15 protein-coding genes are annotated in these 15,581 nt (G+C 53.8%); all 15 read left to right on the forward strand.

What is annotated here, in order from left to right; all coding sequences use genetic code 11:
* The first annotated feature begins 378 nt into the window (after window positions 1-378).
* The 15 genes from rpsB to rnhB all read left to right on the forward strand — a co-directional run bounded on the left by rpsB (window position 379) and on the right by rnhB (window position 15,558).
* Window positions 379-1,101 (forward strand): 30S ribosomal protein S2, encoded by a 723-nt coding sequence (gene rpsB / locus C7M51_RS00650; RefSeq protein ID WP_160250709.1) that lies wholly within the window; start codon window positions 379-381, stop codon window positions 1,099-1,101.
* A 211-nt stretch (window positions 1,102-1,312) separates the two neighbouring features.
* Window positions 1,313-2,164, forward strand: coding sequence for a translation elongation factor Ts (tsf, locus tag C7M51_RS00655; protein ID WP_141175161.1), 852 nt, complete (start codon window positions 1,313-1,315; stop codon window positions 2,162-2,164).
* A 153-nt stretch (window positions 2,165-2,317) separates the two neighbouring features.
* The gene (gene pyrH / locus C7M51_RS00660; RefSeq protein ID WP_038628061.1) at window positions 2,318-3,043 is read left to right on the forward strand and encodes a UMP kinase; all 726 of its coding nucleotides are present in this window, start codon (window positions 2,318-2,320) and stop codon (window positions 3,041-3,043) included.
* Between the two features lie 140 nt (window positions 3,044-3,183).
* The gene (gene frr / locus C7M51_RS00665; RefSeq protein ID WP_160619697.1) at window positions 3,184-3,741 is read left to right on the forward strand and encodes a ribosome recycling factor; all 558 of its coding nucleotides are present in this window, start codon (window positions 3,184-3,186) and stop codon (window positions 3,739-3,741) included.
* A 148-nt stretch (window positions 3,742-3,889) separates the two neighbouring features.
* Window positions 3,890-5,092 (forward strand): 1-deoxy-D-xylulose-5-phosphate reductoisomerase, encoded by a 1,203-nt coding sequence (gene ispC / locus C7M51_RS00670; RefSeq protein ID WP_160619698.1) that lies wholly within the window; start codon window positions 3,890-3,892, stop codon window positions 5,090-5,092.
* A gap of 186 nt (window positions 5,093-5,278) precedes the next feature.
* Window positions 5,279-6,031 (forward strand): (2E,6E)-farnesyl-diphosphate-specific ditrans,polycis-undecaprenyl-diphosphate synthase, encoded by a 753-nt coding sequence (ispU, locus tag C7M51_RS00675; RefSeq protein ID WP_160619699.1) that lies wholly within the window; start codon window positions 5,279-5,281, stop codon window positions 6,029-6,031.
* A gap of 18 nt (window positions 6,032-6,049) precedes the next feature.
* Complete coding sequence (gene cdsA / locus C7M51_RS00680; protein ID WP_160619700.1) at window positions 6,050-6,907, forward strand: phosphatidate cytidylyltransferase; 858 nt, start codon at window positions 6,050-6,052, stop codon at window positions 6,905-6,907.
* A gap of 12 nt (window positions 6,908-6,919) precedes the next feature.
* Window positions 6,920-8,269 (forward strand): sigma E protease regulator RseP, encoded by a 1,350-nt coding sequence (gene rseP, locus C7M51_RS00685; protein ID WP_160619701.1) that lies wholly within the window; start codon window positions 6,920-6,922, stop codon window positions 8,267-8,269.
* 52 nt (window positions 8,270-8,321) lie between these two features.
* Complete coding sequence (bamA, locus tag C7M51_RS00690) at window positions 8,322-10,727, forward strand: outer membrane protein assembly factor BamA (protein WP_160619702.1); 2,406 nt, start codon at window positions 8,322-8,324, stop codon at window positions 10,725-10,727.
* A 126-nt stretch (window positions 10,728-10,853) separates the two neighbouring features.
* Window positions 10,854-11,351, forward strand: a complete 498-nt coding sequence (skp, locus tag C7M51_RS00695) for a molecular chaperone Skp (RefSeq protein WP_160619703.1) — start codon at window positions 10,854-10,856, stop codon at window positions 11,349-11,351.
* Window positions 11,352-11,354: 3 nt separating this feature from the next.
* Entirely contained in the window at window positions 11,355-12,380 is a 1,026-nt protein-coding gene (lpxD, locus tag C7M51_RS00700) for a UDP-3-O-(3-hydroxymyristoyl)glucosamine N-acyltransferase (RefSeq protein WP_160619704.1), read from the forward strand.
* Window positions 12,381-12,539: 159 nt separating this feature from the next.
* Window positions 12,540-12,995: a 3-hydroxyacyl-ACP dehydratase FabZ gene (fabZ, locus tag C7M51_RS00705; RefSeq protein ID WP_141175171.1), complete on the forward strand. Its 456-nt coding sequence runs from the start codon at window positions 12,540-12,542 to the stop codon at window positions 12,993-12,995.
* Between the two features lie 3 nt (window positions 12,996-12,998).
* Window positions 12,999-13,787: an acyl-ACP--UDP-N-acetylglucosamine O-acyltransferase gene (gene lpxA, locus C7M51_RS00710; protein ID WP_160619705.1), complete on the forward strand. Its 789-nt coding sequence runs from the start codon at window positions 12,999-13,001 to the stop codon at window positions 13,785-13,787.
* Window positions 13,788-13,790: 3 nt separating this feature from the next.
* Window positions 13,791-14,939, forward strand: a complete 1,149-nt coding sequence (lpxB, locus tag C7M51_RS00715) for a lipid-A-disaccharide synthase (RefSeq protein WP_160619706.1) — start codon at window positions 13,791-13,793, stop codon at window positions 14,937-14,939.
* A complete protein-coding gene (gene rnhB / locus C7M51_RS00720; protein WP_160619707.1) occupies window positions 14,932-15,558 on the forward strand; it encodes a ribonuclease HII in 627 nt (208 codons plus the stop codon). The genes lpxB and rnhB overlap by 8 nt, the downstream gene beginning before the upstream one ends.
* Window positions 15,559-15,581 lie beyond the last annotated feature (23 nt).

Here is a 15,581-nt window from a genome sequence, read left to right on the forward strand (position 1 = left end):
GCTGCCGGAAAAAAGCGGCTGTGGCATCGTTATCCGCTGCCTTCCGCTGCTAACAAATATTGGCGTCAAAACATGCTTTATGGTATAAAGCGCGCCGACGATTCCAGTTAAGGCAAAAAGCTCGCGCTGGAAACGCCATGCTCTACATAATTCGGTTCGTATGAAAGCGGCATTCAGCGCGTCTGCGATAACTTACTCCGGTAAGCGACAGCAACGAGCACCAGAGGCCGTTCACTATACAGCCTGACATTATGATGAGTATAAATCTCATTATGTGTAAACAACACACACATATCGGCACATGCGCCGGGGTGCCTTTCGGGGTCGGTTGCATGGGATATGTGGAGGCCCAACCCCAATTTAATTACAGAGGTAATCATGGCAACTGTTTCCATGCGCGACATGCTCAAGGCTGGTGTTCACTTCGGTCACCAGACCCGTTACTGGAACCCGAAAATGAAGCCGTTCATCTTCGGCGCGCGTAACAAAGTTCACATCATCAACCTTGAGAAAACGGTACCGATGTTCAACGACGCCCTGGCGGAACTGAACAAAATCGCTTCCCGTAAAGGCAAAATCCTGTTTGTCGGTACTAAACGCGCTGCCAGCGAAGCCATCAAAGAATCTGCGCTGAGCTGCGACCAGTTCTTCGTCAACCACCGCTGGCTGGGTGGTATGCTGACTAACTGGAAAACTGTTCGTCAGTCCATTAAACGTCTGAAAGATCTGGAAACTCAGTCTCAGGACGGTACGTTCGACAAGCTGACCAAAAAAGAAGCGCTGATGCGCGCCCGTGAACTGGCCAAGCTGGAAAACAGCCTGGGCGGTATCAAAGACATGGGCGGTCTGCCGGACGCACTGTTTGTGATCGATGCTGACCACGAACATATCGCAATCAAAGAAGCAAACAACCTGGGTATCCCGGTATTTGCTATCGTTGATACTAACTCCGATCCGGATGGCGTTGATTTCGTTATCCCTGGTAACGACGATGCGATCCGTGCTGTTAGCCTGTACCTGACCGCTGTTGCGACTACCATTCGCGAAGGCCGTTCTCAGGATCTGGCTGAGCAGGCAGAAGAAGCTTCTTTAGAGGCTTAATAAGGTTTGCTCTGCTACAGAGCCCTTATCATTCAGATATGATCTGTAAGGGGCCGCTTTAGGCCCCTTTATTTTTTTAACCGCAGCCCGTCCGGGCGGCGCCTGGCCTGGCTGCGAAGCACTCCTGTAAACAGGAGCGGGCCGATACGGCAATGCCAGCGGTCGCTCCATGAACGGGCGTGGATGAACCCAGACAACTGAGGAAGAGAGAATGGCTGATATTACCGCTGCTCTGGTAAAAGAACTGCGTGAACGTACTGGCGCGGGCATGATGGAATGTAAAAAAGCGCTGGTTGAAGCGAATGGCGACATCGAGCTGGCGATTGACAACATGCGTAAGTCTGGTCAGGCAAAAGCGGCGAAGAAATCAGGTCGCGTTGCAGCTGAAGGCGTAATCCTGACTGAAATCGCAGGCAACACCGGCGTAATCGTTGAACTGAACTGCGAAACTGACTTCGTTGCTAAAGATGCTGGCTTCCTGGCATTCGGTAAAGAAGTTATCGCTGCGGCTACCGCTGAGCGTATCGCTGATATCGAAGCGCTGAAAGCGAAATTCGAAGATCAGCGCACCGCGCTGGTAGCGAAAATTGGTGAAAACATCAATATCCGTCGCGTTGCTATTCTCGAAGGTGATGTTGTAGGTTCTTACCTGCACGGCGCACGTATCGGCGTTCTGGTTTCTGCTACCGGCGCTGACGAAGAGCTGGTTAAACACATCGCGATGCACATCGCGGCCAGCAAACCGGAATACGTTAAACCGGAAGATGTACCGGCTGACGTTGTTGCGCGTGAGCATCAGATCCAGCTGGACATCGCAATGCAGTCTGGCAAACCGCGCGAAATCGCAGAGAAAATGGTTCAGGGCCGCATGAACAAGTTCACCGGCGAAGTTTCCCTGACCGGTCAGCATTTCGTTATGGACCCGAGCAAAACTGTTGGTCAGCTGCTGAAAGAGAAAGGCGCTGACGTAATCAACTTCATCCGCTTCGAAGTGGGTGAGGGCATTGAGAAAGTAGAAAACGACTTCGCTGCCGAAGTCGCAGCAATGTCCAAACAGTCTTAATGGTCCCGAAAGAACCGCCAACCGGCGGTTCTTTTTTGTCTGAGATCTTCAGCATTTTTCAGTCTCATCCCAATAGCATTATTAACCGGCTAAGCGGATGATAGATCGGATTTAACTCCTCATTTTCATGATAGCTTCCAGGAAAAAATGACCATGGCTACCAATGCAAAACCTGTTTATCAACGTATCCTGCTAAAACTGAGTGGCGAAGCGTTGCAGGGCGCCGAAGGTTTCGGCATCGACGCGAGCGTACTCGATCGCATGGCTCAGGAAATTAAAGAGCTGGTGGAGTTGGGTATTCAGGTTGGCGTCGTGATTGGTGGGGGTAACCTGTTCCGTGGCGCAGGCCTGGCGCAGGCGGGGATGAACCGCGTTGTCGGCGATCATATGGGAATGCTGGCCACCGTAATGAACGGGCTGGCAATGCGTGATGCGCTGCACCGTGCCTATGTGAACGCACGTCTGATGTCGGCGATTCCGCTGAACGGCGTGTGTGATAACTACAGCTGGGCGGAGGCGATCAGCCTGCTGCGTAACAACCGCGTGGTGATTTTTTCCGCAGGCACCGGCAATCCTTTCTTCACTACCGACTCCGCTGCCTGCCTGCGCGGTATCGAAATTGAAGCTGACGTGGTGCTGAAAGCGACCAAAGTTGACGGCGTTTATTCCGCCGATCCGGTAAAAAATCCGGATGCCACGCTGTACGATCAGCTCTCCTATCAGGAAGTGCTGGAACGTGAGCTGAAAGTGATGGATTTAGCGGCCTTTACCCTGGCGCGCGACCACCAGTTGCCGATCCGCGTCTTTAATATGAATAAGCCGGGCGCACTGCGTCGTGTGGTGATGGGTGAAAAAGAAGGCACCCTGATTACGCATTAATATCCGTCACGGCGTAAAATAGGGTATATTCTGTTAGCGTGGCGTGATAGCGCGCCGCGTACCGTTCAGGATTACCGACGAATTTTACCGTTTCCTGGCACGCCGTCGTGTCAGGTTAAACTGAATCCAAGGGTTACAACGTGATTAACGACATCAAGAAAGATGCCGACACGCGCATGGAAAAATGCGTTGAGGCGTTCAAAAATAACATCGGCAAAGTACGCACTGGCCGCGCATCACCAGCGCTTCTCGACGGGATCGTAGTAGAATATTACGGTACGCCGACACCGCTGCGCCAGCTGGCCAACGTTACCGTCGAAGACTCACGCACGCTGAAAATCAACGTATTTGACCGCTCGCTGAGTCAGGCCGTTGAGAAAGCGATCATGGCATCCGATCTCGGTCTGAACCCGAGCTCCGCCGGCACCGATATTCGCGTACCGCTGCCGCCGCTGACGGAAGAACGCCGTAAAGATCTGATTAAGGTCGTGCGTGGCGAAGCTGAACAGGGTCGTGTATCCGTACGTAACGTGCGTCGTGATGCAAACGACAAAGTTAAAGCGCAGCTGAAAGATAAAGCGATCGGCGAAGATGAAGAACGCCGCGCGCAGGATGAAATTCAAAAAATGACCGATGCGTATATCAAGAAAATCGATACCGCGCTGGCCGAAAAAGAAACGGAGCTGATGGATTTCTAAATCCGTCGCACGTTCGTAAAACGCCGTCCACAGTGTAACGCCATTCAGCCTACGCTGTTTGACGGCGTTTTGCTTTGTCTCTTCATTATCGGCGCACTGGCGCATCTTTTTTTCGCGCCGTGACCGAATTTCTACACAGAGCGGCCTCATGAAGCAACTAACCATTCTGGGCTCTACCGGATCGATTGGCACTAATACGCTGGCGGTGGTAGCAGCCAATCCACAGCAGTTTTCCGTTAAGGCGCTGGTCGCCGGATATCATGTCGATCTGATGACCGAGCAGTGCCTGCGCTTCCGTCCCGACTACGCCGCGATGGCGGATGAGGCTGCGGCCAGTCTGTTGCGTCAGCGTCTGCGCGAGCTGGGCGTGCGCACTGAAGTCATGTTTGGTGAAGAGGCTGCCTGCCAGTTGGCGGCGCTGGATGAGGTCGATCAGGTTATGGCCGCGATTGTCGGTGCGGCGGGCCTGCTGCCTACGCTGGCTGCGATCCGTGCCGGTAAAACGGTATTGCTGGCGAACAAAGAATCCCTTGTCACGTGCGGCCGTTTATTTATGGAGGCGGTCAGCGCCAGCGGCGCACGTCTGCTGCCGGTTGACAGCGAGCATAATGCGATTTTTCAGAGTTTACCCGCTTCCATCCAGCAACAGTTAGGATACGCTAACCTCCAGGAAAACGGCATTGAGTCGATTATCCTTACGGGATCTGGTGGACCGTTTCGTGACACGCCGCTTTCAGCGCTGACAACCGTCACGCCTGAGCAGGCCTGCGCGCATCCGAACTGGTCAATGGGACGTAAAATTTCCGTTGATTCCGCCACCATGATGAATAAAGGCCTGGAATACATTGAAGCCCGCTGGCTGTTTAATGCAACCGATGCGCAGATGGAAGTGATTTTGCATCCGCAGTCGGTGATTCATTCGATGGTGCGTTACCGCGACGGCAGCGTACTGGCGCAGCTGGGCTCGCCAGATATGCGCACGCCAATCGCGCATACCATGGCCTGGCCGCAGCGTGTAGAAACGGGCGTAACGCCGCTCGATTTTACCCGTATGAAGGCGTTGACCTTCGCCGAACCTGATTTCAATCGCTATCCCTGTCTGAAACTGGCGATAGAAGCGTGTGAACAGGGACAGGCAGCGACAACCGCACTGAATGCAGCGAATGAAATTGCGGTCGCGGCGTTCCTTAACGCGCAGATTCGCTTTACCGATATCGCTGCGCTCAATACCGCCGTTTTGTCATCGCTACAGCTTGCCGAGCCGCAAAGCGTGGAGGCGGTGTTGGCGATCGATGCACAGGCGCGTCGGGCTGCGCAGGGGTTGTTGCCGCGCTTTGTCGCGATTGGTTAAATCGCTATTTGCATGGGCGCTATTTGTGAGCGAGGGGCTAAGCTGGTATAGTCCCTGGCTCCCGTTTCGCATTTACACACAGTCAGAGCGGTGAACAGAGCCGTGGTTGTCACGGCTTTTTTACAGCCGCACGGGAATGTATTCAGAAGCCGTTGTATTTATGATTAAAGGAAATGAATACGCGTTATGTCGTCCGAAACTCAAATAACAACCGATGACCAGCAGCGGACACGCCCGCGTCATGTGGCCATCATCATGGATGGCAACGGCCGCTGGGCAAAAAATCAGGGTAAACTTCGTGTCTCCGGTCATAAAGCGGGAGTGAAATCGGTGCGTCGCGCCGTAAGCTTTGCCGTCAGCAACAAACTGGAAGCCCTCACGCTTTATGCCTTCAGTAGCGAAAACTGGTCTCGTCCGGCGCAGGAGGTGGTGGCCCTGATGGAGCTGTTTGTCTGGGCGCTCGATAGCGAAGTGAAAAGCCTGCATAAACACAACGTTCGGTTAAGAATTATTGGCGATATCAGCCGTTTTAATTCACGCTTACAGGAGCGCATTCGTCGCGCTGAGGAACTGACTCAACAAAATAATGGATTAACCCTCAACATAGCCGCGAATTATGGCGGCCGTTGGGATATTATTCACGGCGTAAAACAGATAGCCGAGCAGGTGCAGGAAGGTTTGCTCCGTCCTGACCAAATCGAAGAAACTACGCTGTCCAGATTTCTCTGCATGCACGACCTGGCACCGGTGGATCTGGTTATAAGGACCGGGGGAGAGCATCGTATCAGTAACTTCCTGCTGTGGCAGATTGCCTATGCGGAATTTTACTTCACCGATGTTCTCTGGCCTGATTTTGATGAACAAGTTTTTGAAGGTGCAATGAATGCTTTCTCACACCGTGAGCGTCGGTTTGGCGGCGCAGCACCTGGCGGCGCCTGAGCGCCCTGGGGGTAACCTTTGCTGAAATCGCGTCTGATTACAGCGTTCATCCTGATTCCATTGGTGATCGCTGCGCTTTTCTGGTTACCGCCGTCAGGATTTGCTATTGCCACGCTGGTGGTGTGTATGCTGGCCGCCTGGGAATGGGGTCAGCTCGCCGGATTTACCTCTCGCCTTCAACGCATCTGGCTGGCCGTCCTTTGCGGCCTGCTGCTTGCCCTGATGCTGTTTACGCTTCCCCCTTATCAACATGCCGTTCAGCTACCGCAAATTGTCGGCTCGCTCTGGGCCGCGCTTGGCTGGTGGATTGCCGCATTGTTGCTGGTGCTGTTTTATCCTGCTTCTGCCGGATTCTGGCGTGGCTCGCGTGCGCTGCGGCTTATCTTCGGCGTGCTGACTATCGTGCCGTTTTTCTTCGGCATGATAGCGCTGCGTCAGTATCATTATGACATCGACCATTTCGCCGGTGCCTGGTGGCTGCTTTACGTGATGTTCCTTGTATGGGGCGCTGATTCCGGTGCCTATATGTTTGGACGCCTGTTTGGTAAGCATAAGCTGGCCCCCAAAGTCTCACCGGGGAAAACCTGGGAAGGCTTTTTCGGTGGGCTGCTGACCTCGGCGATTATCGCCTGGTTGTTCGGTCTGTGGGCGCCGTTGAACGTTGCGCCCGGCACGCTGTTGATCTGTTCTCTTATCGCCGCGCTGGCTTCAGTGCTGGGCGATCTCACCGAAAGTATGTTTAAACGTGAAGCCGGCATAAAGGACAGCGGGCATCTGATTCCCGGACATGGCGGGATTCTCGACCGTATCGATAGCCTGACCGCAGCGGTACCGGTCTTTGCCTGTCTGTTGCTGTTGGTATTCAGGACGCTGTAAGGACAAGACGCTATGCTAAGCTTTATCTGGAGTCTTGCCGCTTTCGTCATTGCGCTGGGCGTATTGATCACCGTGCACGAGTTTGGTCACTTTTGGGTGGCGCGTCGATGCGGAATTAAAGTTGAGCGATTTTCCGTTGGCTTCGGTAAAGCGCTATGGCGCTACCGCGATCGTCTCGGTACGGAATATGCCATTGCGCTGATCCCGCTGGGCGGTTATGTCAAAATGCTGGATGAACGCGTGGAAAGCGTTGCGCCGGAACTGCGTCATTTCGCCTTCAATAATAAAACCGTACTGCAACGTGCGGCGGTTATTGCCGCTGGCCCCATTGCCAACTTTCTCTTTGCTGTTTTCGCTTACTGGCTGGTATTTATCCACGGCGTACCGGGCGTGCGTCCGGTGGTTGGGCAAATCATAAGCGGTTCAGTCGCGGCGGAAGCGCAAATTTCGCCCGGCATGGAACTTAAAGCGGTTGATGGCATCGAAACGCCTGACTGGGAATCTGTGCGTATGGCGCTGGTGAGTAAAATCGGTGACACCGACGTTACGCTAACGATGTCACCGTTCGGCTCGGCGCAGCAGGTTGAAAAACGGGTCGATTTACGCAACTGGCAGTTTGAGCCAGATAAGCAGGACCCGGTTGTTGCACTGGGTATTGCTCCGCGCGGCCCGGAGATTGAAACCGTACTGGCAGAAGTGTTGGCTGACTCACCTGCCAGCGCGGCAGGTTTGCAAGCAGGCGACAGGATCGTTAAAGTCGATGGTCAGCCGCTGGCTGAATGGCGAGATTTTGTTAACCTGGTGCGCGAACGTCCGGATCAGGCCATCGCGCTGGACGTTGAGCGTCAGGGAGAGATCCTTAATCTTACGCTAACGCCTGCTGCGAAAGGCAAAGGCCAGGCTTCAGGGTTTGCTGGCGTCGTGCCAAAGGTCGTGCCGTTGCCGGATGAGTACAGGACGATGCGTCAGTATGGGCCGTTTGCCGCCATTGGCGAAGCCGGGGCAAAGACCTGGCAGCTGATGAGGCTAACAGTCGACATGCTTGGCAAATTGATCTCTGGAGATGTTAAGCTGAATAATCTGAGCGGGCCGATTTCTATCGCGCAGGGCGCAGGGATGTCAGCAGAGTATGGGATGATTTATTACCTGATGTTTCTTGCGCTCATCAGCGTGAACCTCGGTATTATCAATCTTTTCCCGTTACCGGTATTAGATGGTGGGCATTTGCTTTTCCTCGCGATTGAAAAAATCAAAGGGAAACCGGTGTCCGAGCGAGTTCAGGACTTCAGTTATCGCATTGGCTCAATTTTGCTGGTGTTGTTAATGGGGCTTGCACTATTCAATGATTTCTCTCGCCTGTGATGATCGGAAAGTGGTCCAGGCTGGGACGTGTTAGGAAGAACGCATAACAACGATGGCGATGAAAAAGTTGCTCATAGCGTCGCTGCTGTTCAGCAGCGCCACCGTTTACGGTGCAGACGGGTTCGTGGTGAAGGACATTCATTTCGAAGGACTGCAGCGAGTCGCTGTTGGTGCGGCTCTGCTCAGCATGCCGGTGCGTGTTGGTGATACGGTAGATGATGAAGATATCAGTAATACCATTCGCGCCCTGTTTGCTACCGGGAACTTCGAAGATGTTCAGGTTCTGCGCGACGGCACCACGCTGATCGTTCAGGTCAAGGAACGTCCCACCATAGCCAGCATCACTTTCTCCGGTAACAAGGCGGTGAAAGATGACATGCTCAAACAGAATCTTGAAGCTTCCGGCGTACGCGTCGGCGAGGCGCTGGATCGCACTACCATCTCCAGTATCGAGAAAGGGCTGGAAGACTTCTACTACAGCGTCGGTAAATATAGCGCCAGCGTAAAAGCCGTGGTGACGCCGCTGCCGCGCAACCGCGTCGATCTCAAACTGGTCTTTATTGAAGGCGTTTCGGCGAAAATCCAGCAGATCAACGTAGTCGGTAATAAAACCTACAGCTCAGATGAACTGATCTCCCGGTTCCAGCTGCGTGATGAAGTGCCGTGGTGGAACCTGGTAGGCGATCGTAAATATCAGAAACAGAAACTGGCGGGCGATCTGGAAACGCTGCGCAGCTTCTACCTCGATCGTGGCTATGCCCGTTTCAATATCGATTCCACTCAGGTCAGCCTGACGCCGGATAAAAAAGGTATCTACATCACCATCAACATCAACGAAGGCGATCAATATAAGCTTTCTGGCGTAGTGGTGAACGGCAGTATGGCGGGGCACTCGGCGGAAATCGAAAGCATTGCGAAGGTTGAGCCGGGCGAGCTGTACAACGGCACCAAAGTCACCAAAATGGAAGACGGCATTAAACAGCTGTTGGGCCGTTATGGTTACGCCTACCCGCGCGTGGTGACGCAGCCGGAAATCAACGACGCGGATAAAACCGTTAAGCTGCATATCAATGTTGATTCCGGTAACCGTTACTACGTACGTAAAGTCCGCTTTGAAGGCAACGATACCTCAAAAGATTCAGTACTGCGTCGTGAAATGCGTCAGATGGAAGGCGCGTGGCTGGGCAGCAACCTGGTTGAACAGGGTAAAGAGCGTCTGAATCGTACCGGTTATTTCGAAACCGTTGATGTGGATACGCAGCGCGTACCGGGCACGCCTGACCAGGTTGACGTGGTCTATAAGGTGAAAGAACGTAATACCGGTACCTTTAACTTTGGTATCGGCTACGGCACCGAAAGCGGCGTCAGCTTCCAGGTGGGTGTGACCCAGGATAACTGGCTGGGTACCGGTAATACCGTTGGCATCAGCGGCACCAAAAACGATTATCAGACCTATGCGGAATTCTCCCTGACCGATCCCTACTTTACGGTAGATGGCGTCAGTCTGGGCGGGCGTATTTTCTATAACGACTTTAAAGCAGACGATGCCGATCTATCTGACTATACCAACAAAAGCTATGGTCTGGATGGCACGCTGGGCTTCCCGGTTAACGAGAACAATACGCTGCGCGTTGGTCTCGGCTACGTACATAACGATCTCTCTAACATGCAGCCGCAGGTCGCTATGTGGCGCTATCTGCGCTCGGTAGGGCAGACCCCATCGCTGACGGGAGACGCCGAATATTCCGCCGATGACTTTACCTTCAACTATGGCTGGACGTATAACAACCTGGACCGTGGCTTCTTCCCCACCTCCGGTAACCGTACCAACCTGAACGGTAAAGTGACCATTCCGGGCTCGGATAACAACTTCTATAAAGTTACGCTGGATACACAGCAGTACATGCCGATCGATGATGACCATACCTGGGTTCTGCTGGGACGCGGTCGCGTCGGCTATGGCGACGGTATTGGTAGCAAAGAGCTGCCGTTCTATGAAAACTTCTACGCCGGTGGTTCCAGCACCGTGCGCGGTTTCCGTTCCAATAACATTGGTCCGAAAGCAGCCTACATCAACGATAATTCTTCTACCTGCTCCGGCAGCAATACGCTTTGTCGGTCGGATGATGCGGTGGGCGGTAACGCCATGGCCGTGGCCAGTCTTGAGCTGATCACGCCGACGCCGTTTATCAGCGAAAAATACGCGAACTCAGTGCGTACCTCGCTGTTCGTCGATGCAGGTACGGTTTGGGATACCAACTGGGAAAACACCACTGCGAGTCGTCTGGCCGGTATTCCAGACTACAGCGATCCGGGTAATATTCGTATGTCTGCCGGTATTGCGCTGCAGTGGATGTCGCCGCTGGGCCCGCTGGTCTTCTCTTATGCCCAGCCGTTTAAGAAATATGATGGAGATAAAGCGGAGCAGTTCCAGTTTAACATTGGTAAAACCTGGTAATGCACGCTTCAGGGAAGCATAACGGTTAAGTATCGCACTGTGCATCGGGCTGCCGGTTCGTCAGCGGCCCGATGTTTCAGGCAAAAGTGTGTCTTTGACACAAACGTTGATGGTAAGGAGTTAATAGTGAAAAAGTTGTTGTGTGCCGCAGGTCTGGGTCTCGCTTTAGCGGTTTCCGCAGGCGCTCAGGCTGCTGATAAAATTGCTGTGGTAAACGTGTCCAGCATTTTCCAACAGTTACCGCAGCGTGCCAATGTTGCGAAACAGCTGGAAAATGAATTCAAAGGCCGCGCTACCGAACTGCAGAGCCAGGAGCGCGATCTTCAGGCAAAAATGCAGCGCCTGCAGCGCGATGGCTCTACCATGAAGGCCAGCGAACGCAGCCGTCTGGAAAAAGACATCATGTCGCAGCGTGAAACCTTCTCAACAAAAGCCCAGGCTTTTGAGCAGGATAACCGCCGTCGCCAGATGGAAGAACGTAACAAACTGCTGAGCCGTATTCAGGATGCTGTGAAAAAAGTTGCTGACAGCAACGGTTATGACGTCGTTATCGACGCTAACGCGGTAGCTTACGCTTCTAATGCGAAAGACATCACGGCTGACGTACTGAAACAGGTTAAATAATCAATGTCTTCAATTCGACTGGCTGATTTAGCCCAGCAGTTGGATGCAGAATTGCACGGAGATGGCGACCTCGCCATCTCCGGCATTGCTTCTATGCACTCCGCACAAAACGGTCAAATCACTTTTCTTGCCAACAGCCGCTATCGTGAGCAGCTCGCCGAATGTCAGGCTTCCGCCGTGGTTCTGACAGAAACGGATCTGCCGTGGTGCCATAGCGCCGCGCTGGTGGTTAAAAATCCCTATCTGACTTATGCACGTATGGCGCAGCTGCTGGATACCACGCCGCAGCCAGCACAGGATATCGCGCCCAGCGCGGTTATCGATGCCAGCGCTACTCTCGGTCATAATGTCTCTGTCGGCGCTAATGCAGTTATCGAATCGGGCGTTGTGCTTGGCGATAACGTGATTATCGGCGCGGGCTGCTTTGTGGGTAAGAACACCCACATCGGTGCAGGTACTCGCCTGTGGGCTAACGTGACGATCTATCATGAAATCCGTATCGGTCAGCAGTGCCTGATCCAGTCAGGAACGGTAATCGGTGCTGATGGTTTCGGTTATGCGAACGATCGCGGCAACTGGGTAAAAATCCCCCAGCTTGGCACGGTAGTTATTGGCGATCGCGTTGAAATTGGCGCCTGCACCACCATCGATCGCGGCGCGTTGGATAACACTCAGATCGGTAATGGTGTTATCATTGATAATCAGTGCCAGATTGCACATAACGTGGTGATTGGCGACAATACTGCCGTTGCTGGCGGTGTTATTATGGCCGGCAGCCTGAAAATCGGACGTTACTGTATGATCGGCGGGGCCAGCGTGATCAATGGTCACATGGAAATTTGTGACAAAGTGACCGTTACCGGCATGGGAATGGTGATGCGCCCCATCACAGAACCTGGGGTATACTCTTCAGGCATTCCGCTGCAGCCTAATAAAACCTGGCGTAAAACCGCAGCGCTGGTGATGAATATCGATGAGATAAGCAAACGCTTAAAAGCCATCGAGCGTAAAGTCGGTAAAGATGACTAAGCGTTACATCACGCGTCTGTGCAGCCTGCATAAATAAAACCTGCAAAGCAAGGAAGCCAGACGTTACATACACTCATTTGCGGCCTGCCGATGATCGTCCGGATCGGTGCAGGCCGTGTTATTGTTGCCATCAGAATTTTTTAGGACAGGAAGAGTATTTTGACTACTGAAACTCATACTCTGAATATTGAAGAGATTTTAGAACTACTACCGCACCGTTATCCGTTTTTACTGGTCGATCGTGTCCTGGAGTTCGAAGAGCACAAGTATCTGCGTGCGGTGAAAAATGTCTCCGTCAACGAACCGTTTTTCCAGGGGCATTTCCCTGGTAAACCGATTTTCCCCGGCGTGTTGATTCTGGAAGCGATGGCGCAGGCAACCGGCATTCTGGCGTTTAAAAGCGTTGGCAAGCTGGAACCGGGCGAACTTTACTACTTCGCCGGTATCGATGAAGCGCGCTTTAAGCGTCCGGTGGTGCCAGGCGATCAAATGGTAATGGAAGTGACCTTTGAGAAAACCCGTCGTGGCCTGACGCGCTTTAAAGGCGTTGCAACCGTAGACGGCAAGATTGTCTGTGAAGCGACCATGATGTGTGCCCGTAGCCGGGAGGCGTAATACGTGATTGATGCAACCGCCGTAGTTCATCCAAGTTCGATTATCGAAGAGGGTGCCGTTATCGGCGCTCGTGTGCATATCGGTCCTTTTTGTTACATCGGGGCGAATGTCGAAATCGGTGAGGGTACCGTTCTTAAATCCCATGTGGTGGTGAACGGTCATACCCGCATTGGTAAAGAGAATATTATTACCCAGTTTGCCTCTATTGGTGAGGTTAACCAGGACCTGAAATATGCGGGCGAGCCAACACGCGTTGAAATTGGCGATCGTAACAGCATTCGTGAAAGCGTTACCATTCACCGTGGTACAGTGCAGGGCGGCGGTGTTACCCGTATCGGCAATGATAATTTGCTGATGGTAAATGCGCATATTGCTCACGACTGCATTATCGGCAACCGCTGCATTTTCGCTAACAACGCCACGCTTGGCGGGCACGTTACGGTGGATGATTTCGCTATTATTGGCGGCATGACGGCGGTGCATCAGTTCTGTGTTATCGGCGCTCACGTCATGGTTGGCGGCTGTTCCGGCGTAGCGCAGGACGTTCCGCCGTACGTGATTGCGCAGGGCAACCATGCCACGCCTTTCGGCATCAACATCGAAGGGTTGAAACGTCGTGGCTTTAGCAAGGAAGGGCTGCACGCTATCCGTAACGCTTATAAACTGCTTTACCGCAGCGGTAAAACGCTGGATGAGGTGAAGCCGGAGATTGAAGCGCTGGCGCAAGAGCATGCTGAAGTGAAGCCTTTTTATGATTTCTTTGCTCGCTCAACCCGAGGTTTGATTCGTTAACCCATGGCTGTTCGTCCCCTAACGATTGCCCTTGTCGCCGGAGAAACCTCCGGCGATATTCTAGGTGCCGGTTTAATTCGTGCGCTGAAAGCAAAGCACCCTGACGCCCGCTTTGTCGGCGTGGCGGGGCCGCGTATGCAGGCGGAAGGCTGCGAGAGCTGGTACGACATGGAAGAGCTGGCGGTAATGGGCATTGTTGAGGTGCTGGGACGCCTCTCGCGCCTGTTAAAAATCCGTCGCGATCTGACCCGCCGTTTCAGTGCCTTAAAGCCTGACGTTTTTGTCGGCATCGACGCGCCTGATTTCAATATTACTCTTGAAGGAAGCCTGAAGCAGCGCGGCATTCGTACTATTCACTATGTCAGCCCTTCGGTCTGGGCATGGCGGCAGAAGCGGGTGTTTAAAATTGGACGCGCTACCGATCTGGTGCTGGCCTTCCTGCCGTTCGAAAAAGCTTTTTACGATCGCTATGATGTTCCCTGTCGTTTTATCGGGCACACCATGGCGGATGCGATGCCGTTGCAGCCTGATAAGGCGGCGGCACGGCGCACGCTTGGCATTGCTGAAGATGCGCTCTGCCTGGCGCTGCTGCCGGGATCGCGCCGTGCGGAAGTTGAGATGCTCAGCGCCGACTTCCTGAAAACGGCAATGCTGCTGCGGAATAAATGGCCGCAGCTGGAAATTGTCGTGCCGCTGGTTAATGCACAGCGGCGCGAGCAGTTTGAACACATTAAGGCGGCGGTTGCGCCCGATCTGCCGATGCATCTGCTGGATGGTCACGGGCGCGAAGCCATGGTTGCCAGCGATGCGGCGCTGCTCGCCTCCGGTACCGCGGCGCTGGAGTGTATGCTGGCAAAATGCCCGATGGTAGTGGGCTATCGCATGAAGCCGGTAACCTTCTGGCTGGCGAAGCGGCTGGTGAAAACGGACTACGTTTCGCTGCCCAATCTGTTAGCCGGACGTGAGCTGGTGCCGGAACTGTTGCAGGATGAGTGTCAGCCGGAACGGCTGGCCGCCGCGCTTGCCCCATTGCTGGGCGCAGGCGAAACGCGCGATAGCCTGCTGGCAACCTTTACCGAGTTGCACCAGCAGATCCGCTGGAATGCCGATGAACAAGCGGCGCAGGCCGTACTGGAGCTGGCGAATGGCTGAATTTATCTATCCCGACGCGCGGCTGATCGCAGGTGTTGATGAAGTCGGGCGTGGCCCGCTGGTAGGCGCTGTCGTCACCGCGGCGGTGATCCTCGATCCTGCTCGTCCCATTGTAGGCCTGGCGGACTCTAAAAAACTCAGCGAGAAGCGGCGACTGGCGCTGTTTGATGAAATTAAGGAAAAAGCGCTCGCCTGGAGCCTGGGGCGAGCCGAGCCGGAAGAGATCGACCAGCTTAATATCCTGCATGCCACCATGCTGGCGATGCAGCGTGCGGTTGCAGGTCTGCCGCTGGTGCCCGATTATGTGCTGATCGACGGTAACCGCTGTCCGGCCCTGCCGATGCCCGCGATGGCGGTGGTAAAGGGCGATAGCCTGGTGGCTGAAATCAGCGCCGCATCGATTCTGGCGAAGGTATCACGCGATCGTGAAATGGCCGAGCTGGACGCGGTTTTTCCGCAGTATGGTTTTGCCCAGCATAAAGGCTATCCTACCGCGCAGCATCTGGCGATGTTGACAGAGTATGGTGCCACGCCGCACCATCGACGTAGTTTTGCTCCGGTGCGCAATGCGCTCCTGGACGCTGAAGTTAAGCACCTCACTGCTGAAAAGACGCGTTAGCGCTTTTTGCAGTTAACCGGAAA

The sequence above is a fragment of the Mixta intestinalis genome (assembly GCF_009914055.1).
GTDB classification, from domain to species: Bacteria; Pseudomonadota; Gammaproteobacteria; order Enterobacterales; family Enterobacteriaceae; genus Mixta; species Mixta intestinalis.

Coding starts and splice junctions, on each gene's coding strand:
- lpxB (WP_160619706.1), top strand. CDS start 13,791: ATGGCTGTTCGTCCCCTAACGATTGCCCTTGTCGCCGGAGAAACCTCC.
- bamA (WP_160619702.1), top strand. CDS start 8,322: ATGGCGATGAAAAAGTTGCTCATAGCGTCGCTGCTGTTCAGCAGCGCC.
- pyrH (WP_038628061.1), top strand. CDS start 2,318: ATGGCTACCAATGCAAAACCTGTTTATCAACGTATCCTGCTAAAACTG.
- rpsB (WP_160250709.1), top strand. CDS start 379: ATGGCAACTGTTTCCATGCGCGACATGCTCAAGGCTGGTGTTCACTTC.
- ispC (WP_160619698.1), top strand. CDS start 3,890: ATGAAGCAACTAACCATTCTGGGCTCTACCGGATCGATTGGCACTAAT.
- ispU (WP_160619699.1), top strand. CDS start 5,279: ATGTCGTCCGAAACTCAAATAACAACCGATGACCAGCAGCGGACACGC.
- rnhB (WP_160619707.1), top strand. CDS start 14,932: ATGGCTGAATTTATCTATCCCGACGCGCGGCTGATCGCAGGTGTTGAT.
- rseP (WP_160619701.1), top strand. CDS start 6,920: ATGCTAAGCTTTATCTGGAGTCTTGCCGCTTTCGTCATTGCGCTGGGC.
- tsf (WP_141175161.1), top strand. CDS start 1,313: ATGGCTGATATTACCGCTGCTCTGGTAAAAGAACTGCGTGAACGTACT.
- lpxD (WP_160619704.1), top strand. CDS start 11,355: ATGTCTTCAATTCGACTGGCTGATTTAGCCCAGCAGTTGGATGCAGAA.